General features: G+C 60.3%; 37 protein-coding genes. 6 read left to right on the top strand and 31 right to left on the bottom strand.

All coding sequences use genetic code 11. From position 1 onward, the window contains the following. The first annotated feature begins 11 nt into the window (after positions 1-11). From crcB to ILFOPFJJ_RS21625, 4 genes are all read left to right on the top strand, one after another. Positions 12-389, top strand: coding sequence for a fluoride efflux transporter CrcB (gene crcB / locus ILFOPFJJ_RS21640; RefSeq protein ID WP_173512631.1), 378 nt, complete (start codon positions 12-14; stop codon positions 387-389). A gap of 81 nt (positions 390-470) precedes the next feature. Next, the gene (locus ILFOPFJJ_RS21635; RefSeq protein WP_173512630.1) at positions 471-1,463 is read left to right on the top strand and encodes an RluA family pseudouridine synthase; all 993 of its coding nucleotides are present in this window, start codon (positions 471-473) and stop codon (positions 1,461-1,463) included. After that, positions 1,463-2,128 carry an HAD-IA family hydrolase gene (locus ILFOPFJJ_RS21630; protein WP_173512629.1) on the top strand — a complete coding sequence of 222 codons (666 nt, stop codon included), beginning with the start codon at positions 1,463-1,465 and terminating at the stop codon, positions 2,126-2,128. The genes ILFOPFJJ_RS21635 and ILFOPFJJ_RS21630 overlap by 1 nt, the downstream gene beginning before the upstream one ends. Next, the gene (locus ILFOPFJJ_RS21625) at positions 2,121-2,906 is read left to right on the top strand and encodes an ATP12 family chaperone protein (RefSeq protein WP_173512628.1); all 786 of its coding nucleotides are present in this window, start codon (positions 2,121-2,123) and stop codon (positions 2,904-2,906) included. Before ILFOPFJJ_RS21630 ends, ILFOPFJJ_RS21625 begins: the two co-directional genes overlap by 8 nt. A 150-nt stretch (positions 2,907-3,056) precedes the next feature. Here ILFOPFJJ_RS21625 and sugE read toward each other — a convergent pair whose 3' ends face one another. The 3 genes from sugE to ILFOPFJJ_RS21610 all read right to left on the bottom strand — a co-directional run bounded on the left by sugE (position 3,057) and on the right by ILFOPFJJ_RS21610 (position 6,335). Further along, the gene (gene sugE / locus ILFOPFJJ_RS21620) at positions 3,057-3,371 is read right to left on the bottom strand and encodes a quaternary ammonium compound efflux SMR transporter SugE (protein ID WP_173512627.1); all 315 of its coding nucleotides are present in this window, start codon (positions 3,369-3,371) and stop codon (positions 3,057-3,059) included. Between the two features lie 262 nt (positions 3,372-3,633). Beyond that, positions 3,634-4,944: a replication-associated recombination protein A gene (locus ILFOPFJJ_RS21615; protein WP_173512626.1), complete on the bottom strand. Its 1,311-nt coding sequence runs from the start codon at positions 4,942-4,944 to the stop codon at positions 3,634-3,636. Then, entirely contained in the window at positions 4,941-6,335 is a 1,395-nt protein-coding gene (locus ILFOPFJJ_RS21610) for a DegQ family serine endoprotease (protein WP_173512625.1), read from the bottom strand. Before ILFOPFJJ_RS21610 ends, ILFOPFJJ_RS21615 begins: the two co-directional genes overlap by 4 nt. A 195-nt stretch (positions 6,336-6,530) precedes the next feature. Between ILFOPFJJ_RS21610 and msrP the strand changes: the two genes are divergently transcribed. Together msrP and msrQ are read left to right on the top strand one after the other, a co-directional pair. After that, positions 6,531-7,472 carry a protein-methionine-sulfoxide reductase catalytic subunit MsrP gene (gene msrP, locus ILFOPFJJ_RS21605; RefSeq protein WP_173512624.1) on the top strand — a complete coding sequence of 314 codons (942 nt, stop codon included), beginning with the start codon at positions 6,531-6,533 and terminating at the stop codon, positions 7,470-7,472. Between the two features lie 2 nt (positions 7,473-7,474). Next, entirely contained in the window at positions 7,475-8,131 is a 657-nt protein-coding gene (msrQ, locus tag ILFOPFJJ_RS21600; RefSeq protein WP_173512623.1) for a protein-methionine-sulfoxide reductase heme-binding subunit MsrQ, read from the top strand. Positions 8,132-8,275: 144 nt separating this feature from the next. On the opposite strand, the gene rplQ is transcribed toward msrQ, so the two are convergent. The 28 genes from rplQ to tuf all read right to left on the bottom strand — a co-directional run bounded on the left by rplQ (position 8,276) and on the right by tuf (position 24,416). Further along, the gene (gene rplQ, locus ILFOPFJJ_RS21595) at positions 8,276-8,701 is read right to left on the bottom strand and encodes a 50S ribosomal protein L17 (protein WP_173512622.1); all 426 of its coding nucleotides are present in this window, start codon (positions 8,699-8,701) and stop codon (positions 8,276-8,278) included. A gap of 146 nt (positions 8,702-8,847) precedes the next feature. Beyond that, positions 8,848-9,858, bottom strand: coding sequence for a DNA-directed RNA polymerase subunit alpha (locus tag ILFOPFJJ_RS21590; RefSeq protein WP_136504366.1), 1,011 nt, complete (start codon positions 9,856-9,858; stop codon positions 8,848-8,850). A 106-nt stretch (positions 9,859-9,964) separates the two neighbouring features. Continuing rightward, on the bottom strand, positions 9,965-10,354 hold the full coding sequence (gene rpsK / locus ILFOPFJJ_RS21585) for a 30S ribosomal protein S11 (RefSeq protein WP_003536496.1): 390 nt from the start codon (positions 10,352-10,354) through the stop codon (positions 9,965-9,967). Between the two features lie 229 nt (positions 10,355-10,583). After that, entirely contained in the window at positions 10,584-10,952 is a 369-nt protein-coding gene (rpsM, locus tag ILFOPFJJ_RS21580) for a 30S ribosomal protein S13 (protein WP_014328076.1), read from the bottom strand. A gap of 233 nt (positions 10,953-11,185) precedes the next feature. Further along, positions 11,186-11,764 carry an adenylate kinase gene (locus tag ILFOPFJJ_RS21575; protein WP_173512621.1) on the bottom strand — a complete coding sequence of 193 codons (579 nt, stop codon included), beginning with the start codon at positions 11,762-11,764 and terminating at the stop codon, positions 11,186-11,188. Beyond that, a complete protein-coding gene (gene secY / locus ILFOPFJJ_RS21570) occupies positions 11,761-13,101 on the bottom strand; it encodes a preprotein translocase subunit SecY (protein WP_173512620.1) in 1,341 nt (446 codons plus the stop codon). The genes ILFOPFJJ_RS21575 and secY overlap by 4 nt, the downstream gene beginning before the upstream one ends. Positions 13,102-13,334: 233 nt before the next feature. Continuing rightward, positions 13,335-13,805 carry a 50S ribosomal protein L15 gene (rplO, locus tag ILFOPFJJ_RS21565; RefSeq protein ID WP_173512619.1) on the bottom strand — a complete coding sequence of 157 codons (471 nt, stop codon included), beginning with the start codon at positions 13,803-13,805 and terminating at the stop codon, positions 13,335-13,337. Between the two features lie 13 nt (positions 13,806-13,818). After that, on the bottom strand, positions 13,819-14,022 hold the full coding sequence (gene rpmD / locus ILFOPFJJ_RS21560) for a 50S ribosomal protein L30 (protein WP_026617379.1): 204 nt from the start codon (positions 14,020-14,022) through the stop codon (positions 13,819-13,821). Positions 14,023-14,034: 12 nt separating this feature from the next. Beyond that, positions 14,035-14,604: a 30S ribosomal protein S5 gene (gene rpsE / locus ILFOPFJJ_RS21555; RefSeq protein WP_173512618.1), complete on the bottom strand. Its 570-nt coding sequence runs from the start codon at positions 14,602-14,604 to the stop codon at positions 14,035-14,037. A gap of 135 nt (positions 14,605-14,739) precedes the next feature. Further along, entirely contained in the window at positions 14,740-15,102 is a 363-nt protein-coding gene (gene rplR / locus ILFOPFJJ_RS21550) for a 50S ribosomal protein L18 (RefSeq protein WP_173512617.1), read from the bottom strand. Positions 15,103-15,114: 12 nt separating this feature from the next. After that, positions 15,115-15,648: a 50S ribosomal protein L6 gene (gene rplF / locus ILFOPFJJ_RS21545; RefSeq protein WP_173512616.1), complete on the bottom strand. Its 534-nt coding sequence runs from the start codon at positions 15,646-15,648 to the stop codon at positions 15,115-15,117. Positions 15,649-15,688: 40 nt separating this feature from the next. Beyond that, a complete protein-coding gene (gene rpsH / locus ILFOPFJJ_RS21540) occupies positions 15,689-16,087 on the bottom strand; it encodes a 30S ribosomal protein S8 (RefSeq protein ID WP_136504358.1) in 399 nt (132 codons plus the stop codon). A gap of 12 nt (positions 16,088-16,099) precedes the next feature. After that, entirely contained in the window at positions 16,100-16,405 is a 306-nt protein-coding gene (rpsN, locus tag ILFOPFJJ_RS21535; RefSeq protein ID WP_026617384.1) for a 30S ribosomal protein S14, read from the bottom strand. 34 nt (positions 16,406-16,439) lie between these two features. Beyond that, positions 16,440-16,997: a 50S ribosomal protein L5 gene (rplE, locus tag ILFOPFJJ_RS21530; RefSeq protein ID WP_173512615.1), complete on the bottom strand. Its 558-nt coding sequence runs from the start codon at positions 16,995-16,997 to the stop codon at positions 16,440-16,442. Next, the gene (gene rplX / locus ILFOPFJJ_RS21525) at positions 16,990-17,301 is read right to left on the bottom strand and encodes a 50S ribosomal protein L24 (RefSeq protein WP_136504356.1); all 312 of its coding nucleotides are present in this window, start codon (positions 17,299-17,301) and stop codon (positions 16,990-16,992) included. The genes rplE and rplX overlap by 8 nt, the downstream gene beginning before the upstream one ends. Positions 17,302-17,315: 14 nt before the next feature. Continuing rightward, entirely contained in the window at positions 17,316-17,684 is a 369-nt protein-coding gene (gene rplN / locus ILFOPFJJ_RS21520; protein WP_012707761.1) for a 50S ribosomal protein L14, read from the bottom strand. A 178-nt stretch (positions 17,685-17,862) separates the two neighbouring features. Beyond that, positions 17,863-18,099, bottom strand: coding sequence for a 30S ribosomal protein S17 (gene rpsQ, locus ILFOPFJJ_RS21515; RefSeq protein WP_173512614.1), 237 nt, complete (start codon positions 18,097-18,099; stop codon positions 17,863-17,865). A gap of 12 nt (positions 18,100-18,111) precedes the next feature. Further along, on the bottom strand, positions 18,112-18,312 hold the full coding sequence (gene rpmC, locus ILFOPFJJ_RS21510) for a 50S ribosomal protein L29 (RefSeq protein WP_173512613.1): 201 nt from the start codon (positions 18,310-18,312) through the stop codon (positions 18,112-18,114). Positions 18,313-18,324: 12 nt separating this feature from the next. Beyond that, a complete protein-coding gene (gene rplP / locus ILFOPFJJ_RS21505) occupies positions 18,325-18,738 on the bottom strand; it encodes a 50S ribosomal protein L16 (protein ID WP_011975175.1) in 414 nt (137 codons plus the stop codon). A gap of 38 nt (positions 18,739-18,776) precedes the next feature. Next, the gene (gene rpsC, locus ILFOPFJJ_RS21500; protein WP_173512612.1) at positions 18,777-19,490 is read right to left on the bottom strand and encodes a 30S ribosomal protein S3; all 714 of its coding nucleotides are present in this window, start codon (positions 19,488-19,490) and stop codon (positions 18,777-18,779) included. Next, the gene (rplV, locus tag ILFOPFJJ_RS21495) at positions 19,490-19,879 is read right to left on the bottom strand and encodes a 50S ribosomal protein L22 (protein ID WP_173512611.1); all 390 of its coding nucleotides are present in this window, start codon (positions 19,877-19,879) and stop codon (positions 19,490-19,492) included. Before rplV ends, rpsC begins: the two co-directional genes overlap by 1 nt. 2 nt (positions 19,880-19,881) lie before the next feature. Further along, positions 19,882-20,160 carry a 30S ribosomal protein S19 gene (rpsS, locus tag ILFOPFJJ_RS21490; RefSeq protein ID WP_173512610.1) on the bottom strand — a complete coding sequence of 93 codons (279 nt, stop codon included), beginning with the start codon at positions 20,158-20,160 and terminating at the stop codon, positions 19,882-19,884. A gap of 15 nt (positions 20,161-20,175) precedes the next feature. Further along, the gene (rplB, locus tag ILFOPFJJ_RS21485; protein WP_173512609.1) at positions 20,176-21,012 is read right to left on the bottom strand and encodes a 50S ribosomal protein L2; all 837 of its coding nucleotides are present in this window, start codon (positions 21,010-21,012) and stop codon (positions 20,176-20,178) included. Positions 21,013-21,055: 43 nt separating this feature from the next. Then, positions 21,056-21,349: a 50S ribosomal protein L23 gene (locus tag ILFOPFJJ_RS21480; RefSeq protein ID WP_066875657.1), complete on the bottom strand. Its 294-nt coding sequence runs from the start codon at positions 21,347-21,349 to the stop codon at positions 21,056-21,058. Beyond that, positions 21,346-21,966, bottom strand: a complete 621-nt coding sequence (gene rplD / locus ILFOPFJJ_RS21475; RefSeq protein WP_173512608.1) for a 50S ribosomal protein L4 — start codon at positions 21,964-21,966, stop codon at positions 21,346-21,348. The genes ILFOPFJJ_RS21480 and rplD overlap by 4 nt, the downstream gene beginning before the upstream one ends. Positions 21,967-21,978: 12 nt before the next feature. Next, positions 21,979-22,665, bottom strand: a complete 687-nt coding sequence (gene rplC, locus ILFOPFJJ_RS21470; RefSeq protein WP_173512607.1) for a 50S ribosomal protein L3 — start codon at positions 22,663-22,665, stop codon at positions 21,979-21,981. 121 nt (positions 22,666-22,786) lie between these two features. After that, on the bottom strand, positions 22,787-23,095 hold the full coding sequence (gene rpsJ, locus ILFOPFJJ_RS21465) for a 30S ribosomal protein S10 (RefSeq protein ID WP_003507767.1): 309 nt from the start codon (positions 23,093-23,095) through the stop codon (positions 22,787-22,789). A 145-nt stretch (positions 23,096-23,240) separates the two neighbouring features. After that, entirely contained in the window at positions 23,241-24,416 is a 1,176-nt protein-coding gene (gene tuf / locus ILFOPFJJ_RS21460) for an elongation factor Tu (RefSeq protein WP_173512596.1), read from the bottom strand. Between the last annotated feature and the right edge of the window lie 44 nt (positions 24,417-24,460).

Below are 24,460 nucleotides of genomic sequence, written 5' to 3'. Positions count from 1 at the left end.
AAATCGGCTCCATGTTCCATATCCTGCTCGTCGGCGCCGGTGGCGCGCTGGGCTCCGTGCTGCGTTATCTCGTCGGCCTCTGGACGCTCCATCGGTTCGGCCCCGCCTTTCCCTGGGGCACCTTGTGCGTAAACGTCAGTGGCTCGTTCCTGATCGGCTTCCTGGCAGAGTTCATCATGCGCAAGATGGGGGCGTCTGCGGAGATGCGCGTGTTCCTGATCACCGGCGTGCTTGGGGGTTACACCACCTTCTCCGCCTTCTCGCTGGATGCGATAACCCTGCTGGAACACGGCCAGCAGACGCTCGGTATCGCCTATATTATCGCAAGCGTCACTCTTTCCATCCTTGCCGTCTTCGCCGGACTGGCCCTGATGCGCGCAATGGTCTAAAGCCAGCAATTCAAAGTGCTACAGCGTCCTTTGCGCGTCTGATAAGACGCGCGGCGCCGTAGAAGAACAGGATTTTTGCAGATGGCAGGCATAGAACACAGGCAGGTGGACGGTGACGAGGCGGGAATGCGCCTCGACCGCTGGTTCAAGGTGCATTTTCCCGGACTCGGCTTCGGACCGCTGCAGAAGCTGCTGCGCTCCGGTCAGATCCGCGTGGACGGCGCCCGCGCGAAATCCGACACGCGCGTTCAGCCGGGCCAGACGATCCGCATTCCGCCTCTCGGCGTCGATGCGAAGGACACCAAGACGGGTCCGATCGGCGGTCGTGACTTGCGCCATTCACCCGATGGCGAGTTGCTGTCGCGCATGGTGCTCCACGAAGACGCCAAGGTGATCGTGCTCAACAAGCCCGCCGGCCTCGCCGTGCAGGGCGGTTCCGGCGTCAGCCGCCATATCGACAAGATGCTTGAAGCGTGGACGAACCAGAAGGGCGAAAAGCCGCGACTGGTGCACCGTCTCGACCGCGACACGTCGGGCGTCCTCGTCGTCGCCCGTACCCGCGGCGCCGCACAGCAGTTGACCGCCGCCTTCCGCGAGCGTGACACCAAGAAGGCCTATTGGGCCCTGGTCAAAGGTGTGCCGCGCAAGCGCGAGGACCGTATTTCGACGTGGCTCGTCAAGGAGCAGACGCCGGACGGGGACCGCATGCGGATTGCCAAACACGGCGAAGAAGGCGCCGACCATGCGATTTCCTATTACCGTATCGTCGAGCAAGCCGGGCAGAACCTCGCCTGGCTCGAAATGGAACCCTATACCGGCCGCACGCACCAGCTCCGCGTCCACGCCGCTCACATCGGTCATCCGATCATAGGGGATCCGAAATACTTCGAGGCGGACATCAACTGGACCTTCCCGGGCGGGATGCAGAATCGGCTGCATTTGCACGCCCGGCATATCGATATTCCGCATCCGAACGGCGGGCGGCTGAAGGTCACCGCTCCCCTGCCCCCGCACATGGTGCAGAGCTGGAACCTGCTCGGCTTCGACGAAAACACGGCCGACGGGGAAGACTGATGAAACTCGTCCTGTTCGATTGCGATGGGACGCTGGTCGACAGCGTCGGGTTGATCCACGAAGTGATGGCCCGCACCTTCGAAGCCTTTGACCATCCGCGGCCGACGACCGAAGCGACCAAGACGATCATCGGCCTGACGCTCGACATAGCGATCGCCCGACTGTTGGGCCGGCAACACGTCGACGATCAGGCGACCATAATGACGGCACATTACAAGGAGATCTTTGCTTCGGTGCGGGGTGAAGCGGGCTTTCAGGAGCAGCTGTTTCCCGGCATTGCCGAAATGTTGCAGACGCTCGCCGCGCGCGATGAATTGCTGATCGGAGCCGTAACCGGAAAATCGCGCCGGGGCCTGACACACATCTCGGCCACCCATGGGCTCGACAAGATCTTCTTCGTTTCCCGGACCGCAGACGATTGCCCGTCGAAACCGCACCCGGCCATGGTCATGGAATGCTGTGCGGAGGCGGGTATCGATGCGAAGGACACGATCGTCATCGGTGATGCGATCTTCGACATGCAGATGGCGAAGGCGGCCGGCGCGGATGCTCTCGGGGTCGCCTGGGGCTATGCAAGCGTTCCGAACCTGATCGAAGCTGGCGCCGACCACATTGCCCACGTCCCGGGAGACATAATCGAATGGATGGAGCGCAACCATGCCTGATATACGCGACGAGTTGAGCGGCGCGCTGAGCCATGAAGACCCGGTGCGGCGTGCACAAATCCAGATGCAAAAGCCGCTAGCGAAGCGCTTCTACAAGGATGTTAGCATCGGTTCCGCCGACGACGGCGCTCATGCCGTGCTTCTTGACGGCCGCACGGTGCGCACACCGGCAAGACACCCGCTTGCGGTTCCGACGCGCAAGCTTGCCGAACTATTGGCGGCCGAGTGGGATGCGCAATCCGAGGTCATCGACCCGACGGCAATGCCGATCACGCGCATCGTCAACACGGCGATCGACGGCGTCGCGGTCGATCATCGCGCCGTGTTCGACGACATTCTGCGCTTCGCCGGCAGCGATCTTCTCTGCTATCGCGCCGACGGTCCGGAAGGGCTCGTCGCACGACAGAACGATCTCTGGAATCCAGTCGTCGACTGGGCAGCGCAATCGCTTGGCGCCCGCTTCATTCTGATTGAGGGCGTGATCCACCAGGAACAGCCCCCCGAAGCAATCTCGGCCTATGCCGAAGGCCTGCGTGCTTTTGCGACGCCGCTCGGACTCGCTTGCCTGCATACGCTGACGACACTCACCGGATCAGCACTGCTCGCGCTCGCCTTTGCCATGGGGCGGCTGACAGCGGAGGAAGCCTGGACCGCCGCCCATATCGACGAGGACTGGCAGATCGAACATTGGGGAACCGACGAGGAGGCTTTCCAGCGCCGCGAGAACCGCTGGCAGGAAATGAAGGCGGCCGCAACGGCGCTCGACGCCTTGAAATAGCGTCGAGCACGGGAGTTGCCTGCCGTTACGACAGACAACTCACCCTACAGCGCCCGCGCGTCTTCTCAGACGCGCGAAAGGACGCTGTAGCACTTTGAATTGCTGTTTTATCCGTAAATCGGCTCCTATTTTACGGAAACATGCAAAAAGTTAGGCGAAAAATTTGAGACCGGCAATGCCGGCGACAATCAGGCCTATGCAGCCGAGACGAATGAGTGTCGCCGGCTCGGCAAATAGAAAAATTCCCAGCACAACCGTGCCCACGGTTCCGATGCCGGTCCAAACGGCGTAGGCCGTGCCGAGCGGTAGCGAACGGACAGCAAGCCCGAGAAGCACGATGCTCAAGATCATCGATCCGACCGTCAGCACCGTCGGCGTGACCCGCGTAAAACCATCCGTGTATTTGAGACCGATCGCCCAGCCGATTTCGAGAATGCCGGCAAGCAGAAGGGTGAACCAGGCCATTTTCAAACTCCCTTGTCTGGAGCGAGGCCGTCCCCGCGGATGTTCGGGACGATGGATATCGAACCCGTGCAGCCGTCTGCAATAGGCGCTCTATGCCACGGCGACTTGCGGGGAGCAAGGCACCTCCCGGCAAGCCTGCCCTGCGCGGCGGGCAGATGTCGCCTTAGGTCGTTTCATTGTTGCATTGAAACAGTAAGGTGATCCAACTCTTTGAGACTACGCAATTCTGGACGAAAACCGTTACACGCTTTCCTGGATGGCTCTAAGAGTTTCGCTCGCGCCGAAGTTTTTGCCACCACTCCAGTCGCTTGCGAAGCTCGCGCTCGAAGCCGCGCTCAGGCGGGTCGTAGAAGGTCTTGCGCCCCATCTTCTCCGGAAAATAGTCCTGCCCCGAAAATGCGTCCGGCTCGTCATGGTCGTAACGATATCCCTCGCCGTAGCCCTCGCCCTTCATAAGCTTCGTCGGAGCATTCAGAATATGTTTCGGCGGAAGCAGCGAGCCGTTTTCCTTCGCCGCGCGCATTGCCGCCTTGTAGGCCGTGTAGACCGCGTTCGACTTCGGTGCCGTCGCGAGATAGACACAGGCCTCGGCCAGCGCAAGCTCTCCTTCTGGCGAGCCGAGATAGTCATAGGCATCCTTGGCGGCGTTGCAGATGACGAGCGCCTGAGGATCCGCGAGACCGATGTCTTCGACGGCCATGCGGACCAGCCGCCTGCCGAGATAAAGCGGGTCCTCGCCGGCATCGAACATGCGGCAGAGATAATAAAGCGCAGCATCGGGATCGGAGCCACGAACGGACTTGTGGAGCGCCGAGATCAGATTGTAATGCCCATCCTGGCCCTTGTCGTAGACAGGGGCACGACGCTGGACGATGTTCTGCAGAGCATTGGCATCGAAGATTTCATCCCGACGCGCCGCGCGCCAGACTTCTTCGGCGAGCGTCAGCACGGCGCGCCCATCGCCGTCCGCCATGCGCAGGAGGCTGGCGCGGGCATCCTCGTCGAGCGGCAGCGGCTTGCCCTCCGCCTGCTCGGCGCGCCGCAAGAGTTCCTCCAGGCTCGCTTCGTCATGCGGCTTGAAGGTCAAGACGCGTGCGCGCGACAGGAGCGCGGCATTGAGCTCGAAAGACGGGTTCTCCGTCGTTGCGCCGACAAGGATCACCGTTCCATCTTCCATCACCGGCAGAAAGCTATCCTGCTGGGCCCGGTTGAAGCGGTGGATCTCGTCTACGAACAGCAGGGTCTGCCGGCCCGACATCCGTCTGGCGCGCGCAGACTCGAATACTTTCTTGAGGTCAGCGACGCCGGAGAAGATCGCCGAAATCTGCTCGAAGGCGAGGCCAGCTTCTCCGGAGAGCAGGCGGGCGACCGTCGTCTTGCCCGTGCCCGGCGGCCCCCAAAAGATCATAGAGCCCAGCGAACCGGATGCTATCATGCGCGTAAGGGTACCATCTTCGCCGGTCAGGTGCTCCTGCCCCGTGACTTCGGCAAGCGTCCGCGGCCGCAGCCGATCGGCGAGCGGCCTCGCCGACGCCATTTCCGGTGGTTCAACTGGAGAAAACAGGTCGCTCATCGGAAGAACTGTCGGATGATCTGGCCGTCGCGCTCAATCTCGACGCGCCAGACGGATGCGTCCTCAGCCACCACGGTCTCCAGCGTCTCCGAACTGTCGATGGCCGTTCCGTTGACCGAGCGAACGATGTCCTTCGGTTCGAGGCCTATACGGGCCGCCGGTGAGCCACGGTTGATCTCGGTCACGACGACACCTTGCAGGGAAGCCGGCATGCGCAACTCTTCCGCCAGTCGGGGTGAGAGATTTGCCACCACTGCACCAGCGAAAGGATTGCGCCCCTCGATCAAGCGCTCATCACGCGGCGAGGTCTCCGGTGCCTGCTCGAGCTTCAGGACGACGTCGCGCGTCTCTCCGTTGTCGGAAATCGTCACGCGCGCTTCGTGACCGATGCCGACGGTCGTCAGGCGATAACCGAGCGCGTCGGGATGCTCGACGGCAATGCCGTTGACCGCGCTAACCACTTGCCCGGGCTTGATGCCGGCGGCTGCGGCCGGACCGTTCGCGGCGACGGCCGTGACCAGAGCGCCGCGTGCCCGGTCGAGCCCGAGCGCCTCGGCCACCTCGGACGTGACAGGTTCAAAGGTCGCGCCGATGAAGGGACGGATGAAGGAGCCGCCGCCGCCCTCCGCGGACGCGACAAAGACCTTGACCAGATTGGCGGGAATAGCGAAGCCGACGCCGTTGGAGCCACCGCCCCTTGAAAAGATCGCCGTATTGATGCCGATCAGTTGCCCGTTCATGTCGATCAGACCACCGCCGGAATTGCCTGGATTAATGGCGGCGTCCGTCTGAATAAAGAAGCCGAAGTCGCCGGAGCTAATCTGGTTACGGGCGAGCGCCGATACGATGCCGCTCGTGACCGTCTGGCCGACGCCGAACGGATTGCCCATCGCGAGGACCAGATCGCCCACCTCGACGGCATCGGAGTCGCCGATGGGAATGATGTCGAACGGCCCGTCCGACTGGATCTTCAGAACGGCCAGGTCGAGTCGGTCATCCTTGAGCATGATCTTGCAGGGGAATTCGCGACCGTCGGCAAGCGCGACCTTGATGTCGTCGGCGCCCTCGATAACGTGGTTGTTCGTGACGACGACGCCGTTCCGACCGACGATCACGCCCGACCCGAGCGACGACTGTTTTTCGGTCCTGTTCGGCATGCGTTGGCCGAAGAACTCTTCGAAGAAGGGATCGGCAAAAACCGATCGCCGCTCGACGACCCGTTCGGCATAGACGTTCACCACGGCATTCGCCGTCTGCTTGACCAGAGGCGCAAAGGAAAGCTGCATCTCGGCGCGGGATTCGGGCACGACCTTCGCGTCCTGCGCCGCCGCCGGAACGGACAGTGCAACCGCGAGGACGAGCGGAACCAATGCTCGACGGCCAAAGATCATGTAGCACTTCTCCCTTTCGTTGCCGCTACGTTCAGATAGGATTTCGTGAGAAAAAAGGCAAACGGCTGAACGGGGTAACACTCACGGCCAACGCACGAAAACGTGGTTCCGCGCACCTTTTCCAGTGATTGAAACTCTGATCATCTACGTCGGGACCTAATCTCCCATGTCAGCTATCGTTATCGAGGAAGTTCCATGCCTGCCTACCGCCCGCCGTGTATCGCTTCGTCAGAGATAACGCCCGAACGCTTCTTCCTCAATCGAAGGACATTTCTTACGGCCGCAGCCGGCGGGCTGGTCCTGGGTGGGGCGACGGCCGCGGGTGCGGCGGCGCTCAAGGCTTCGGCGAGCCCGTATCAGGTCGATGAGGCCATGACGCCTGAGGAGGATGTGACGAGCTACAATAACTATTACGAATTCGGCACTGGCAAAGGCGATCCGGCCGCCAATGCCGGGGCGTTCAAGTCTTCGCCCTGGACGGTGAAAGTCGACGGCATGGTCGGCAAGCCGAAGGAATTCGGGCTTGAGGAGCTTCTGGCCTTCCCCCTTGAAGAGCGGATCTATCGTATGCGCTGTGTCGAGGCCTGGTCGATGGTCATCCCGTGGATCGGCTTTCCGCTGGCGGCACTTCTCGACAAGGTCGAACCGCTCGGGAGCGCCAAATACGTCGCCTTCGAGACCGTCGTAAGGCCGGAGGAAATGCCCGGCCAGGCCGGCTATTTCCAGCCGCTGGAATGGCCCTATCGTGAAGGCTTGAGGCTGGACGAGGCACGACACCCGCTGACGATCCTTTCGGTCGGACTCTACGGCAAGACCCTGCCGAACCAGAATGGCGCGCCGATCCGGCTGGTGGTGCCGTGGAAGTACGGCTTCAAGGGGATCAAGTCGATCGTTCGAATCTCATTGACCGAGACGGCGCCGCCCTGCACGTGGAATCTCAGTGCTCCGAACGAGTACGGCTTCTACGCCAATGTGAACCCTGCCGTCGATCACCCGCGCTGGAGCCAGGCGACGGAGAATCGCATCGGCGAAGGCGGCTTCTTCGGCGCCAATCGGCGCGACACGCTCCCCTTCAACGGGTATGGAGAGGACGTCGCCAGCCTCTACTCCGGCATGGATCTAGGAGCGAATTTCTGACGATGGCCATCCTCCCCGCCCTGCCGAAGCGCTTCCATGGTCCTTCCGTCTGGGTGCTTTATGCACTCGGCTTCTGTCCGGCGATATCGGCCTTCTATCTTGGCGCAACAGGACAGCTGCCCGGCAACGCCGTCAAGGAGTTCGAACATCTGCTGGGCCTTTGGGCGCTTCGCTTCCTCGTCGCGACGCTGACGATCACGCCGATCCGTGATCTTTTCGGCATGAACTGGCTGCGATACCGTCGCGCGCTTGGCCTGCTCGCCTTCTACTATGTTCTGATGCACTTTCTGGCCTATATGGTGCTGGACCAGACGTTGCGAATTCAGCCGATCATCGCCGATATAGCTCGCCGGCCTTTCATAACCATAGGCATGGCTGCGCTCGCGATGTTGCTTCCACTTGCGCTCACGTCGAACAATTGGTCGATCCGCAGGCTCGGGCCACGATGGAACAAGCTTCATCGACTGGCCTATGTGATAGCGGCTGCCGGCGCTCTTCATTTCGCCATGGCTGTGAAGGTGGTGGGACCGGAGCAGGTGCTTTATCTCGTTCTCGTCGCCCTGCTCCTTGGGTGGCGCGCGGTCCGAACGCGCTTCCTTCGCTGGAAGCGTCAGCAGGCAGTTCCAACTCGTTCCGCAATGGAAAAAGCGGCCGGGTGATTGTCACCCGGCCGCTCAATTCCTTCGATCGCTTCCTCCAGCGCCGCGCGTTTTATCAGGCGCGCAAATAGCTCTGTAGCACATTGAACTGCTGCATGTTTCTATCCTTATATCGGCTCCGATTTAAGGAACATGCGGTAGCGATCAGGCTGCTTCGGCCGCCTCGGCTTCGGCTGCAACGCGAGCGCGGTCCTTCGCGCCCTTGGCATCGACATCGCGGTCAACGAATTCGATGACGGCGAGAGCGGCGTTGTCACCATGACGGAAGCCTGCCTTCATGATGCGCAGGTAGCCGCCGTTGCGGGTGGCGTAACGCGATGCGATCGTGTCGAACAGCTTCGAGACGACGGCAGCGTCGCGGATCTGCGAGATCGCCTGACGGCGGGCATGCAGGTCGCCGCGCTTGCCGAGCGTGACAAGCTTTTCGACGATCGGACGGATTTCCTTTGCCTTCGGCAGGGTCGTGACGATCTGTTCGTGTTCGATCAGCGAAGCTGCCATGTTGGCAAACATCGCCTTGCGGTGGCTGGCGGTTCTATTCAGCTTGCGGCCGGCTTTACCGTGGCGCATGGCTATTCTCCTTTACTTGCAGGCATCCGCCCGCAGTCTAATGGGGCGTATATTCCGCTGAGAGCCGAAGGCTTGAAGCGATGAGACATATACGCAGTTTAACTTTCTAAGGCCAGCTTTACGCGTTCTCTCGAACGCGTGCGGCCTTAGTATTGGTCTTCGTAACGCTTGGCGAGATCTTCGATGTTCTCAGGCGGCCAGGACGGCACTTCCATGCCGAGGTGCAGGCCCATGGAAGCGAGAACTTCCTTGATTTCGTTGAGCGACTTGCGACCAAAATTCGGTGTGCGGAGCATTTCTGCTTCGGTCTTCTGAATGAGGTCGCCGATATAGACGATGTTGTCGTTCTTCAGGCAGTTGGCCGAACGGACGGAGAGCTCCAGCTCGTCGACCTTCTTGAGAAGCGCCGGGTTGAAGGCGAGTTCGGTGACTGCCTCTTCCTCTGCTTCCTTATGCGGCTCTTCGAAGTTGACGAAGACCGACAGTTGGTCCTGAAGGATGCGCGCCGCAAAGGCGATCGCATCTTCACCGGTGACAGAGCCATCGGTTTCGATGGACATCGTCAGCTTGTCATAGTCGAGAACCTGGCCTTCACGGGTGTTTTCCACCTTGTAAGAGACCTTCTTGACCGGAGAGTACAGGCTGTCGACCGGAATGAGCCCAATCGGCGCATCTTCCGAGCGGTTGCGGTCAGCCGGCACGTAGCCCTTGCCGTTGTTTACGGTGAACTCCATGCGGATTTCCGCGCCCTCGTCGAGGGTGCAGATCACATGGTTCGGGTTGAGGATTTCGATGTCGCCAACCGTCTGGATATCACCGGCCGTCACGACGCCCGGGCCCTGCTTGCGCACGACCATGCGCTTTGCGTCGTCGCCATCCATCTTGATGGCGATTTCCTTGATGTTGAGCACGATGTCGGTCACATCTTCCCGGACGCCCGGGATCGAGGAGAACTCGTGCAGCACGCCGTCGATCTGCACCGCGGTAACAGCAGCACCGCGCAGCGACGACAGAAGCACGCGGCGAAGCGCGTTGCCAAGCGTCAGGCCAAAGCCGCGCTCAAGCGGCTCCGCGACCAACGTTGCCTTGGTGCGGCCGGAGGAGGCGAACTCCACCTTGTTCGGCTTGATCAATTCCTGCCAATTTTTCTGGATCATGTTTTCTGCCTTCCGTTCGTTGCCACCATCCAATCGTGACAACCGAGCCCCGAAGTCCGGGAGAGCGCCTGAGCGCCGCCCTCACCGGGATGTTGAATGCATATGATCAGACGCGGCGCTTCTTGCGCGGGCGGCAGCCGTTGTGCGGGATCGGGGTCACATCGCGGATCGACGTGATCATGAAGCCCGCAGCCTGGAGCGCGCGAAGTGCAGACTCACGACCCGAACCCGGACCGCAAACTTCCACTTCCAGCGACTTCATGCCGTGCTCCTGAGCCTTCTTGGCGCAGTCTTCAGCGGCGATCTGGGCGGCAAACGGGGTCGACTTACGTGAACCCTTGAAACCCTTTGCACCGGCGGACGACCAGGCAATTGCATTGCCCTGTGCGTCGGTGATGGTGATCATCGTGTTGTTGAACGACGAATTGACGTGTGCGACGCCAGACGTGATGTTCTTGCGCTCGCGGCGGCGAACGCGGGTGGCTTCCTTGGCCATTGGATCCCTTTCTTAGATCTCTGCACCGCCGTAATTCCAGCGGCTCCACCGGGAAAAGGATTGTTCGTCCCCTGCCCTGCATCTTCACTTCTTGCCGAACCGGCGCGCCGGCTCGACGGATTTTTCGCGACACCGATACCGGTCCGCGACGGTCGGGCAGATCGCCCTTCCAAACTGCAAAAGGAGGCCGGCGCACGACGCCAGCCTCCCGCCTTCCCTTTTCGGGAAATTACTTCTTCTTGCCGGCGATCGCCTTTGCCGGACCCTTGCGGGTGCGGGCGTTGGTGTGCGTGCGCTGACCGCGCACCGGCAGACCGCGACGATGGCGAAGGCCACGGTAGCAGCCGAGATCCATCAGGCGCTTGATGTTCATCGAGGTTTCGCGACGCAGATCGCCCTCGACCTGGTAGTCCCGGTCGATCGTTTCACGGATCTGAAGGACTTCAGCATCCGTCAACTGATGCACGCGGCGATCAGCCGGAATGCCGACCTTCTCGATGATTTCCTGTGCGAATTTCGTGCCGATCCCGTGAATATACGTCAGCGCGATGACGACGCGCTTTGCGGTCGGGATGTTGACGCCAGCGATACGTGCCACGTCTATTCTCCTTGCGTTCCAGTTGCCATCCGGCAATAGGTGCTTCGTTACGCGACCTCGAAGAGCCGCACGTTAATTGAGGTTCGAGACACGTCAAAAACGACCGTACCCGGACTTCATTGCTTTGAAGACCGCGCCGATCGCTTCTCATGTCGCGAGTTGACGCTGTCTTTGGAGGAATCGGCCGGAAAAGTCAACTCCCCCGGTGGTTCCATTTTGGCAAAGACGAATGTCTAAGCCAGAATCTTCTCGATTTCGGCGGTTACGGTATTCACGTCCGCCATGCCGTCCACAGTCTTCAACTGGCCTGTACCGGCATAGTATTCCGACAGCGGAGCCGTCTTTTCGCGATATTCCGTCAGGCGGCGCTTGAAGGCTTCCGGATTGTCGTCGGAGCGAACGGTTCCGCCCGCAGCGACGGTTTCCGCTACGCGATTCTCCATCCGCCGCACAAGAGCTGCCTCATCGACTTTCAGCTCGATGACGGCATCGAGTTTCAGGCCCTTGCTTTCAAGCATCCGGTCCAGCGCCACGGCCTGCGGCACGGTGCGCGGATAACCGTCGAGGATGAACCCCTTGGCGCAGTCCGGCGCGTCGATACGATCAGAGACGATTTCATTGACGATTTCGTCGGAAACGAGCTGGCCGGCATCCATGACCGCCTTTGCCCGCTTGCCTACTTCAGTCGCCTGAGCCACGGCCGCCCGTAGCATGTCGCCTGTGGAAAGCTGCGGAATGCCGTATCTCTCCGTCAGAAGCTTGGCCTGTGTTCCTTTGCCAGCGCCCGGCGGTCCCAAAAAAATCAGTCTCATCGTCCCCTCTTTCCTCCGCGCAGCTTCGACTTCTTGATCAGCCCCTCATATTGCTGAGCAATGAGGTGACCCTGGATCTGTGCTACCGTATCAAGGGTCACGCTGACAACAATCAAAAGCGACGTACCACCAAGGTAGAACGGCACGCCGGTCTGCGAGATGAGGATTTCAGGCAGGATGCATACGAAGATCAGGTAGATCGCACCGATAACCGTGATGCGCGTCAACACAAAATCGATGTATTCGGCCGTGCGCTCACCCGGGCGAATGCCGGGAATAAAGCCGCCATGTTTCTTCAGATTGTCCGCCGTATCCTTCGGATTGAACACGATCGCGGTGTAGAAGAAGGCGAAGAAGGCAATCATCGCGCCGTAGAGCACCATATAGAGCGGCTGGCCATGGCCAAGCGCGGTGACGATCGCCGTCGCCCAGCCGGGCAGCGTCGCCGTGTTGGCGAAACCAGCCAGCGTCGCCGGCAGAAGCAGCAGCGAGGAAGCAAAGATCGCCGGAATGACGCCCGAGGTGTTGAGCTTCAGCGGCAGGTGCGACGTATCGCCCTGGAACATCCGATTGCCCACCTGACGCTTCGGATACTGGATCAGCAATCGACGCTGCGCGCGCTCAACGAACACGATCAGTGCGATCACAGCCACGACCATGACGATGATCGCGAGAATGAGCGGGGTCGAGAGTGCGCCTGTGCGGCCGAGTTCGAGCGTACCGGCCAGCGCCGACGGAAGCGCCGCGACAATACCGGCAAAGATGATAAGCGAGATGCCGTTGCCGATGCCGCGCGAAGTGATCTGCTCACCGAGCCACATCAGGAACATCGTACCGCCGAGAAGCGAAATCACGGTGGAGATCCGGAAGAACCAACCCGGATCGCCCACTAGGCCACTGCCGCTCTCAAGGCCGATGGCAATGCCATACGCCTGCATCGCGCCAAGAAGCACCGTGCCGTAGCGGGTGTACTGGTTGATGATCTTGCGGCCCTGCTCGCCTTCCTTCTTCAATTGCTCGAGCGCCGGAACTACCGACGTCATCAGCTGCACGATGATCGAGGCGGAAATGTAGGGCATGATGCCGAGCGCGAAGATCGCCATGCGCTCTACTGCACCGCCCGAAAACATGTTGAAGAGCCCGAGAATGCCGCCGCTCTGCCCCTGGAAGGCCTGCGCAAACGCTTCCGGGTTGAGGCCGGGCAGCGGGATATAGGTGCCGAGACGGTAAACCAGAAGCGCACCAAGCGTGAACCAGAGGCGCTTTTTCAGATCTTCCGCCTTGGCGAAAGTCGAAAAATTCAGGTTCGAGGCGAGCTGTTCCGCTGCAGAAGCCATGCGATTCTCCGCGTACCAAATTTCGGAATCAGCGGGAAAACCCGGTCAGTTCCGGAAAGAGTAAGTTTTCGTCTTGGAAAACCGGACGCGAGGCGATTGTCGCTGCAATCGGATGCCTCACCGTGGTTTCCGCTATGTCCGCCGCGGCGAGCGATTCGCCGCTTCGAACGTGAGGCTCACATATGGGAGCAAAACCGCCCGGAGTGAAGCACCCGGGCGGTTCATCAGTCATATTATTCCGCGGCTGCTGCGAGCAGCTTGATCGAACCACCGGCCTTTTCGATCTTCTCGATCGCCGACTTGGAAGCGCCGGCAACTTCGAGCGAGACCTTGGCCTTCAGTTCACCATCAGCCAGAACGCGGACGCCGTCCTTGGCACGACGGATAACGCCGGCAGCCTTGAGCGCAGCCGCATCGACCGTCTTCGACGCGTCGAGCTTCTTGGCGTCGACGGCTGCCTGGATGCGAGCGAGCGACACAACGACGAACTCCGAAGCGAAGATGTTGTTGAAGCCGCGCTTCGGCAGGCGACGGTAGATGGGCATCTGGCCGCCTTCGAAGCCGTTGATGGCAACGCCCGAGCGAGCCTTCTGACCCTTCACACCCCGGCCACCGGTCTTGCCGGAGCCGGAACCGATACCGCGACCAAGACGCTTGCGGTTCTTCGTCGAACCTTCGTTGTCCTTGATTTCATTCAGTTTCATTTCTGGATCCCCCTCACTTCTCGTCGACAACGCGAACGAGGTGCTGGACGGCCCGGATCATGCCGCGAACGGCCGGAGTGTCTTCCAGCGTGCGAACCCGGTGCATCTTGTTGAGGCCCAGGCCGATGAGCGTCTGACGCTGTACGGCCGGACGGCGAATGGGGCTACCGATCTGCTCGACGGTAACCGTCTTCTTGGCAACTTCTTTCTTAGCCATCTGTCAGCTCCCTTATTCTTCGGAAGCAGCGCCGGCGGCAACGCGACGAGACTGGAGCGTGGCGTACTTCATGCCGCGCTGTGCCGCGATGTCCTTCGGGTGCATCTGGTTCTTGAGCGCGTCGAAAGTCGCGCGAACCATGTTGTAGGGGTTCGACGAACCGGTCGACTTGGCGACGACGTCGTGAACGCCGAGCGTTTCAAAGACGGCGCGCATCGGGCCACCGGCGATGATACCGGTACCGGCCTTGGCCGAACGCAGCAGCACCTTGCCGGCGCCGTGACGGCCATGGACGTCGTGATGCAGGGTGCGGCCACCACGAAGGGGCACGAAGATCAGGTCGCGCTTTGCAGCTTCCGTCGCCTTGCGGATGGCTTCCGGCACTTCACGCGCCTTGCCATGACCGAAGCCAACACGGCCCTTCTGGTCGCCAACGACGACGAGGGCTGCGAAACCGAAACGACGACCGCCCTTCACCACCTTGGCGACGCGGTTGATTGCGACGAGCTTATCGACAAATTCGCTGTCGCGCTCTTCGCGGCTCTGGCGATCTTCGCGAGAACCTCTTTTTTCTTGTGCCATTGTCCTCTTCCTTTTTCTTTTCCGGGTGCAATCGGCAGATTGACGAAAGCCGCCTCACTTCCTTGGAAATCGAAGCGGCTGGTAGATTTGCGAAGCCGGGCTTTCGCCCGGACATGACTGCCCGGGCGATGAACCTTAGAAGTTCAGGCCGCCTTCGCGAGCTGCCTCGGCCAGCGCCTTGATGCGGCCGTGGTAGATGAAGGCGCCGCGGTCAAAGACAACGTCCTTGACACCCGCCTGGGATGCGCGCTCCGCAAGGAGCTTGCCGACAGCCGTAGCTGCCGCAGTATCAGCGCCGGTCTTCAGCGAAGACCGCAGATCCGTGTCGAGGGTCGATGCGGAGGCAATGGTCTTGCCGGCAACATCATCGATGATCTGCGCGTAGATGTTCTTCGACGAGCGATGAACCGACAGGCGCGGACGGCCGTTGGCGACCGCCTTGATTTGACGGCGCACGCGGCTGGCGCGACGCACAAGAGTATCTTTCCTGCTAGCCATTTCGCGTGATCCTTACTTCTTCTTGCCTTCTTTGCGGACAATCCGCTCTTCGGCATACTTGACACCCTTGCCCTTGTAGGGCTCGGGGCCACGGTATTCGCGGATTTCCGCAGCTACCTGGCCGACCTGCTGCTTGTTGATGCCGGAGACGACGATTTCCGTCGGCTTCGGAACAGCGATCGTGATGCCTTCCGGCGTCTGGTAGACCACGTCGTGGCTGAAACCGAGCGCCAACTGCAGGTTCTTGCCCTGCATGGACGCGCGGTAACCGACGCCGTTGATCTCGAGCTTGCGCTCGTAACCGTCCTTCACGCCCTTGAAGATGTTCTCGATCATCGTGCGGGACATGCCCCACTTCGAACGAGCATCCTTGCTCTCATTGAGCGGCTGAACGAGAACCGCATTGTTTTCGAGCTTCACCGAAACTTCGTCGTTTGCGACGAAGAACAGTTCGCCCTTCGGACCCTTCGCCGTTACCTTCTGGCCATCAACGCTAGCCGTGACGCCTGCCGGAACTTGAACGGGTTTCTTACCGATACGAGACATTTTTATACCTGTCTGTTCGCCATGGAGATCCTGCTCGGCCTTAGAAGACCGAGCAAAGAACCTCGCCACCAACATTCTGTTCGCGTGCCTGATGATCGGCCATCACGCCCTTCGGGGTCGAAAGGATGGTGATGCCGAGGCCGTTCGCGACCTGCGGAATGGACTTGACCGAGACATAAACCCGGCGGCCCGGCTTGGAGACGCGTGCGATCTCGCGGATCACGGACGAGCCTTCGTAGTATTTCAGTTCGATGTTCAGCTCGGACTTGCCGTTGCCGAATTCGACTTCGGAGTATCCGCGGATGTAGCCTTCAGCCTGAAGAACATCCAGAACGCGTGCGCGAAGCTTGGAAGCCGGCGTCGAAACGCTGGACTTGCGGCGAGCAGCGCCGTTGCGGATACGGGTGAGCATATCGCCCAAGGGATCAGTCATTGCCATGTGCCCGTCTCCTTACCAGCTCGACTTGACGACGCCCGGCACCTTGCCGAGGTTGCCCAGTTCGCGAAGCGCAATACGCGACATACGAAGTTTGCGATAGTAGGCACGCGGGCGGCCGGTCACTTCGCAGCGATTGCGGATGCGGGTCTTGGAGCCATCACGCGGCAGTTCTGCCAGCTTGAGGGTTGCCTTGAACCGCTCTTCGATCGGCAGAGACTGGTTCATGATGATTGCCTTGAGGGCCGCACGCTTAGCGGCTTGTCCGGCAACCAGTTTGCGGCGGCGCTTGTTCTTTTCAACTGCGCTCGTTTTCGCCATAACAGTTATCCTTCTTTACGCTTGTCGTTACGGACTACTGACGGAACGGGAAGTTGAACTCTGCGAGCAGAGCGCGAGCTTCGTCGTCGTTAGTTGCCGTCGTGCAAACGATGATGTCCATGCCCCACATCTGATCAACCTTGTCGTAGTTGATCTCAGGGAACACAATGTGCTCCTTGATGCCCATGGCGAAATTGCCACGACCATCGAAGGACTTCGGATTGAGGCCACGAAAGTCTCGAACACGCGGAAGAGCGATGTTGATGAGACGATCCAGGAACTCATACATCCGAACGCCGCGCAGGGTAACCTTGGCACCAATCGGCATGCCTTCGCGCAGCTTGAAGCCAGCGATGGAAGTGCGAGCGCGGGTGATCACCGGCTTCTGGCCAGCAATCGCAGCGAGGTCGGCAGCTGCAACGGTCGGCTTCTTGGAATCGCCGGTCGCTTCGCCAACACCCATGTTGATAACGATCTTGTCGAGACGCGGGATCTGCATTTCGTTGACGTAGGAGAACTTCTCCTGCATCGCCTTGCGGATGCGCTCTACATATTCCTTCTTGAGCCGCGGCTCATAAGCGGTCTTAGCCATCGATCACTACTCCCGAACGCTTGGCCACGCGGACCTTCTTGTCACCTTCGATCTTGAAGCCGACGCGGGTCGGCTTGCCGTCCTTCGGATCGGCGACCGCGATGTTCGAAAGATGGATCGGGGCTTCCTTGTTGATGATGCCCGCTTCCTGGCTCTGGGTCTGGCGCTGGTGACGCTTCACCATGTTGACGCCACGCACGACAGCCCGGTCTTCCTTCGGCATGACCTGAATTACCTCGCCGGTACGGCCCTTGTCCTTACCGGTGAGAACGACAACCTTGTCGCCTTTGCGAATCTTCTGCATCTCTCAACGCTCCCTTAGAGTACTTCCGGAGCCAGCGAGATGATCTTCATGTGGTTCTTGGCGCGAAGTTCGCGCGGAACCGGTCCGAAGATACGGGTGCCGATCGGCTCTTTCTTGTTATCGATAAGAACGGCTGCGTTGGTGTCGAAACGAATGACGCTGCCATCCGGACGGCGGATGTCCTTCGCAGTGCGAACGACAACAGCCTTCATGACGTCACCCTTCTTCACGCGGCCGCGCGGAATGGCTTCCTTGATCGAAACGACAATGATGTCGCCGATCGACGCATACTTGCGCTTGGAGCCGCCCAGCACCTTGATGCACATGACACGACGTGCGCCGGAATTATCCGCCACGTCGAGGTTTGTTTGCATCTGAATCATGTCAGGTCGCCTTCTTGTTGTTACCAGGCCGGTTGGGTCGAAACCCCCTCGCCCGGCTTATTTTGCTCATCTCAAAGCAAAAGAACGCCCGGACTCGAGCGTTCCTCAGCTTTAATTGCGTGCTTCATACAGATATTTGCCCGAGACGCAAGGGTCTCGGGGGTAAAACCTGCAGAAATCAAGCCTGGGCGGAAACCACCGTCCAGCGCTTATCCTTCGAGATCGGCGCGCATTCCTCAATGGAAACGACATCACCGACCTTGTACTGGTTGTTTTCGTCGTGGGCCTTGTACTTCTTGGAACGACGGACGGTCTTCTGAAGGATCGGGTGCGCAAAGCGGCGCTCGACCCTGACGACGATGGTCTTGTCGTTCTTGTCGCTGACGACGGTGCCCTGCAGAATGCGTTTCGGCATATTTTCTGGTCCTTAGGCCTTGGCTTCTGCCGCCTTCTGGCGGGCAATTGTTTTGATGCGTGCGATGTCCTTGCGGACCTCGTTAACACGCGAAGACTTCTCGAGCTGGCCTGTTGCCTTCTGGAAGCGCAGGTTGAACTGCTCCTTCTTCAGCTTGGCAAGCTCTTCGTTGAGTTGATCGGCGCTCAGAGCGCGAACATCTGCGGCTTTCATGAGCTTCACTCCTTACTCTGCGATACGCTGCACGAAGCGCGTCTTGACAGAGAGCTTGGCAGCGCCAAGACGAAGTGCCTCACGGGCGAGTTCTTCGCTGACACCATCGATCTCGAACATCATACGACCGGGCTTGACCTTGCATGCCCAGTATTCCACGGAACCCTTACCCTTACCCATGCGGACTTCGGTCGGCTTGGCGGTGACCGGAACGTCCGGGAACACGCGGATCCAAACGCGGCCGGCGCGCTTCATGTGGCGGGTGATCGCGCGGCGAGCCGCTTCGATCTCACGGGCGTTGACGCGGTTCGGCTCCTGAGCCTTCAGGCCGAATTCGCCGAAGGCGAGATCAGAACCGCCCTTGGCGACGCCCTTGATGCGGCCCTTGAACTGCTTGCGATACTTCGTACGCTTTGGCTGCAACATTTTTTTACTTCTCCGATATTGGCTGCCACGCGCGAATGTTACGCGTTTTCACGACGACGGTCCCTGCCGCCACCGCCTTGGTTGTCACTCTCGGTCGCGCGGCGCTCCGAGGCCATCGGATCGTGCTCGAGGATTTCACCCTTGAAGATCCAGACCTTGATACCGCAGATACCAAAAGCGGTTTCAGCTTCTGCCGTGCCGTAATCGATGTCGGCGCGCAGCGTGTGCAGCGGAACGCGGCCTTCACGATACCATTCGGTACGAGCGATTTCGGCACCGCCGAGGCGGCCCGCACAGGTGATCTTGATGCCTTCGGCGCCAAGACGCATGGCCGACTGAACAGCACGCTTCATCGCACGGCGGAATGCTACGCGGCGCTCGAGCTGCTGAGCGATCGACTGGGCAACGAGGGTCGCGTCGACTTCCGGCTTGCGCACTTCGACGATGTTGAGGTGCGTTTCGGAATTGGTCATCTCGGAAAGCTTCTTGCGCAGCTTTTCGATGTCGGCGCCCTTCTTGCCGATGATCAGGCCCGGGCGTGCGGAGTGGATCGTCACACGGCACTTCTTGTGCGGGCGCTCGATCACGACCTTGGCGATACCGGCAGCCTTCAGCTCTTCCATCAGGTATGCACGGATCTTTAGGTCTTCGTGAAGAAGCTGACCGTATTCAGCGTTGTCCGCAAACCAACGGCTGTCCCAGGTCCGGTTGATGCCGAGACGGAAACCGATCGGATTAATCTTCTGGCCCATTATGCGGCCTCCCCTTTGGCTTCCACTTCACGAACAACGATCGTCAAGTGAGCGAACGGCTTTTCAATACGCGATGCACGGCCGCGACCACGAGCGTGGAAGCGCTTCATCACGATCGACTTGCCAACGAAAGCTTCCGCGACGATGAGCGAATCAACGTCGAGATCGTGGTTGTTCTCAGCGTTTGCGATTGCAGATTCAAGCGTCTTTTTGACGGTATCTGCTATGCGCTTGCGCGAGAACTCGAGTTCGGCCAGAGCTCGATCAACCTTCTTGCCACGGATCATCGCGGCAACGAGGTTGAGCTTCTGGGGGCTGACACGGATCGTGCGCGCAACTGCCTGCGCCTCATTATCCTTCAGCCGGCGTTCGGCTTTTGCCTTGCCCATTGTTACTTCCTTTTCGCTTTCTTGTCCGCGCCATGACCATAGTAGGTCCGCGTCGGAGCGAATTCACCGAACTTGTGACCGACCATTTCCTCGGTCACGGAGACGGGAACATGCTTGTTGCCGTTGTAGACGCCGAAGGTCAGACCGACGAACTGCGGAAGGATCGTGGAGCGACGGCTCCACATCTTGATCACTTCGTTACGACCGCCGTCGCGAACCTTCTCAGCCTTCTTGAGAAGATAGCCGTCAACAAACGGACCTTTCCATACTGAACGAGCCACTTGAGACTTCCTCTCTTACTTCTTGCGCTGGTGACGCGAGCGCATGATGAACTTGTCGGTCGACTTGTTGGAGCGCGTGCGCTTGCCCTTCGTCGGCTTACCCCAAGGCGTAACCGGGTGACGACCGCCGGATGTGCGGCCTTCACCACCGCCGTGCGGGTGGTCAACCGGGTTCATGACGACACCGCGAACGTGCGGGCGCTTGCCGCGCCAACGCGAACGACCAGCCTTACCATCATTGATGTTGCCGTGATCGGGGTTCGATACAGCACCGATCGATGCAAGGCAAGAGCCATGCACCAGGCGCTGCTCGCCCGAGTTCAGGCGAAGGATCGCCATGCCCTGGTCGCGGCCGACGAGCTGCGCATAGGTGCCGGCGGAGCGAGCGATCTGGCCACCCTTGCCCGGCTTCATTTCCACATTGTGGATGATCGAGCCGACCGGGATGAACTGCAGCGGCATCGCGTTGCCCGGCTTGACGTCAACCGCCTTGTCCGAAGCGACGATCTTGTCGCCGGCAGCCAGGCGCTGCGGCGCCAGGATGTAGGCCTGTTCGCCGTCGGCATAGTTGACGAGCGCGATGAAGGCGGTGCGGTTCGGGTCGTATTCCAGACGCTCGACCGTACCTTCGACGTCGAACTTGCGACGCTTGAAGTCGACCAGACGGTAGGACCGCTTGTGACCACCGCCCTGGAAGCGGACGGTGATGCGGCCCAGATTGTTGCGACCGCCCTTGGAGGACAGGCCCTCGGTCAACGCCTTGACCGGCTTGCCCTTGTAGAGGCCGGCCCGGTCTACGATGACCAGCTGACGCTGGCTCGGGGTCGTCGGATTGAAGCTTTTCAATGCCATTTTCTTGTTCCCTTTTGGGTTTTTACCCTAATGGGCCTATCCGTTAGAGACCGGTGGAGACGTCGATGGACTGACCTTCGGCGAGCGTAACGATCGCCTTCTTCACGTCCTTCTGCTTCCCGGCAAAACCGCGGAAACGCTTCAGCTTACCCTTGCGGAGGAGCGTGTTCACGGCCGTGACCTTGACGCCGAACAGCGCTTCGACAGCAGCCTTGATCTCAGGCTTCGAAGCACCCTTGGCGACGTTGAAGACGACCTGGTTCTGTTCGGAAACCAGCGTCGACTTTTCAGTGATCGAGGGAGACACGATCACGTCGTAGTGGCGAAGATCCGTCATTTGAACCGCTCCTCCAGAGCTTCTACGGCAGCCTTGGAAAGCACGAGCTTGCCGCGGCGCAGAATGTCGTAAACGTTGATGCCCTGAACCGGCAGAACGTCCACGTTCGGGATGTTCTGGGCGGCGAGCTTGAAGTTGCTCTCGATTTCGGCGCCGCCGATGATCAGAGCATTGGTGAGGCCGAGCGACGCGAATACGCCGGCGAGAGCCTTCGTCTTTGCTTCCTTGGCAACGAGATCGTCGATGACGATGATCTCTTCAGCCCTCAGCTTGGCCGACAGAGCATGGCGCAGGCCCAGCGCACGGACCTTCTTCGGAAGGTCATGAGCGTGGCTGCGGACAACCGGGCCATGAGCCTTGCCGCCGCCGCGGAACTGCGGAGCACGAGCGGAGTGGTGGCGGGCGCGGCCCGTACCCTTCTGCTTGTACATCTTGGCGCCGGTGCGCGAAACTTCTGCGCGGCCCTTTGCCTTGTGCGTGCCCTGCTGCTTCCTGGCAAGCTGCCAGCGAACGACGCGGGCGATGATGTCTTCACGGGGTTCGAGGCCGAAAATGGCGTCAGAAAGGGAAACCTTTCCCGCGTCCTTGCCCTCGAGGGTTTTGACGGTGAGATCCATAATTCGGCTCCCTTACTTCGATGCTTCGGCGCGCACGCCGGCGGGGCGCGGAGCGCTTTCCGGAGTGCCTGACTTGATTGCGTCGCGAACGACGATCCAGGCACCCTTGGAGCCGGGGACTGCACCCTTGACCAGGATCAGGCCACGGTCTTCGTCCGTCGATACGACTTCCAGGTTCTGGGTGGTAACGCGGGTCTGGCCCATGTGGCCGGCCATGCGCTTGCCCTTCCAAACACGGCCCGGATCCTGGTTGGAACCGGTAGAACCATGCGAGCGGTGCGATACGGAAACGCCGTGGGTGGCGCGCAGACCGCCGAAGTTGTGACGCTTGATGGCGCCGGCAAAGCCCTTACCGATTGTCGTCCCGGTCACGTCGACGAGCTGCCCTGCGACGAAGTGGCTGGCCGTCAGCTCGGAACCGATGTCGATCATGTTGTCCGCGGAAACGCGGAACTCGACGAGCTTTGCCTTCGGCTCAACGTTTGCAGCGGCAAAATGGCCGCGCATGGCCTTCGGCGTATTCTTGACCTTGGAACGGCCGGCACCCAGCTGAACTGCGGTATAACCGTTCTTCTCTTCCGTGCGGTGGGCCACTACCTGGCAGTTCTCCAGCCGCAATACTGTTACCGGGATATGCTCGCCGGCGTCGTTGTAGACGCGGGTCATTCCCACCTTCTGTGCAATCACACCTGAACGCATCGGTTCACGCCTCTTGTTTAGGGTTCCCGTCGGGCGCCTCTTGCACCTTCCGGTTTCCTGTTCCTGGAAGCCGTTGGATAACTCCACGTACCTTCCTTGTTATTTCGGCTTGCGCCGGACCTTAGAGCTTGATCTCGACGTCGACGCCAGCGGCCAGATCGAGCTTCATCAGCGCATCAACCGTCTGCGGGGTCGGATCAACGATATCGAGAAGGCGCTTGTGCGTGCGCATCTCAAACTGTTCGCGGCTCTTCTTGTCGACGTGCGGCGACCGGTTGACCGTGAATTTTTCAATCCGGGTCGGAAGCGGCACGGGCCCGCGCACACTCGCACCGGTGCGCTTGGCCGTCGACACGATTTCGCGCGTGGAGGCATCGAGGATCCGGTGATCAAACGCCTTAAGGCGGATGCGGATATTCTGGCCGTTCATTCGACTTGTCCTTGCTCGTGTTTCCGGTATGCCTCTTACGGCACACACTTAAACTTCTGAATTCGTTACGCTCTGCCGCTTCTTTCAAAAATCGCAGGGACATGGGCGACCATGTCCCTGCCGAAACGGCAAAGCCGTTTTCTTGTTACTCGATGATCGAGGCGACGATGCCTGCGCCGACGGTGCGGCCGCCTTCGCGGATGGCGAAGCGCAGCTTTTCTTCCATCGCGATCGGCACGATCAGCTCGACGTCAACCGTCACGTTGTCGCCCGGCATCACCATTTCCGTGCCTTCCGGCAGCGTCACGATGCCGGTCACGTCCGTCGTGCGGAAGTAGAACTGCGGACGGTAGTTGGTGAAGAACGGCGTATGACGGCCACCCTCTTCCTTCGTCAGAATGTAGGCTTCCGCCTTGAACTTCTTGTGCGGCTTGACCGAACCCGGCTTGCACAGGATCTGGCCACGCTCGACGCCGGTGCGGTCGACACCGCGCAGGAGCGCACCGATGTTGTCGCCGGCCTGGCCCTGGTCGAGCAGCTTGCGGAACATTTCAACGCCCGTGCAGGTCGTCTTCGTCGTCGGACGGATGCCGACGATCTCGACTTCCTCACCGACCTTGACGATGCCGCGCTCGACGCGACCGGTCACAACCGTACCGCGGCCCGAGATCGAGAACACGTCTTCGATCGGCATCAGGAACGGCAGGTCGATCGGACGCTCCGGCGTCGGGATGTAGGCGTCAACCGCTGCCATCAGCTCGCGGATCGCGTCTTCGCCGATCTTCTTGTCGGAATCTTCGAGTGCTGCCAGCGCCGAGCCCTTGACGATCGGAATGTCGTCGCCCGGGAATTCGTAGGACGACAGCAGTTCGCGCACTTCCAGCTCGACGAGCTCGAGCAGCTCGGCGTCGTCGACCTGGTCGACCTTGTTCAGGAACACGACGATTGCCGGAACGCCGACCTGGCGGGCGAGCAGGATGTGCTCGCGGGTCTGCGGCATCGGGCCATCGGCAGCCGAAACAACCAGGATCGCGCCGTCCATCTGCGCCGCGCCGGTGATCATGTTCTTGACGTAGTCGGCGTGGCCGGGGCAGTCGACGTGCGCATAGTGACGGTTCGGCGTCTCATACTCGACGTGCGCCGTCGAAATGGTGATACCACGGGCCTTTTCTTCCGGCGCAGCGTCGATCTGGTCATACGCCTTGAACTCGCCGAAATACTTCGTGATCGCTGCCGTCAGCGACGTCTTGCCATGGTCAACGTGGCCAATCGTGCCAATGTTAACGTGCGGCTTGTTGCGCTCAAATTTGCTCTTTGCCATTTCCGGCTCTCCGTTTTCTGCCCCCTAGAGGGGAAATCTTTTCA

The sequence above is a fragment of the Sinorhizobium psoraleae genome (genome assembly GCF_013283645.1).
Taxonomy (GTDB): domain Bacteria; phylum Pseudomonadota; class Alphaproteobacteria; order Rhizobiales; family Rhizobiaceae; genus Sinorhizobium; species Sinorhizobium psoraleae.
Note: the sequence above shows the minus strand (reverse complement) of the source record. Positions and strands in the feature narration are given on the sequence as shown.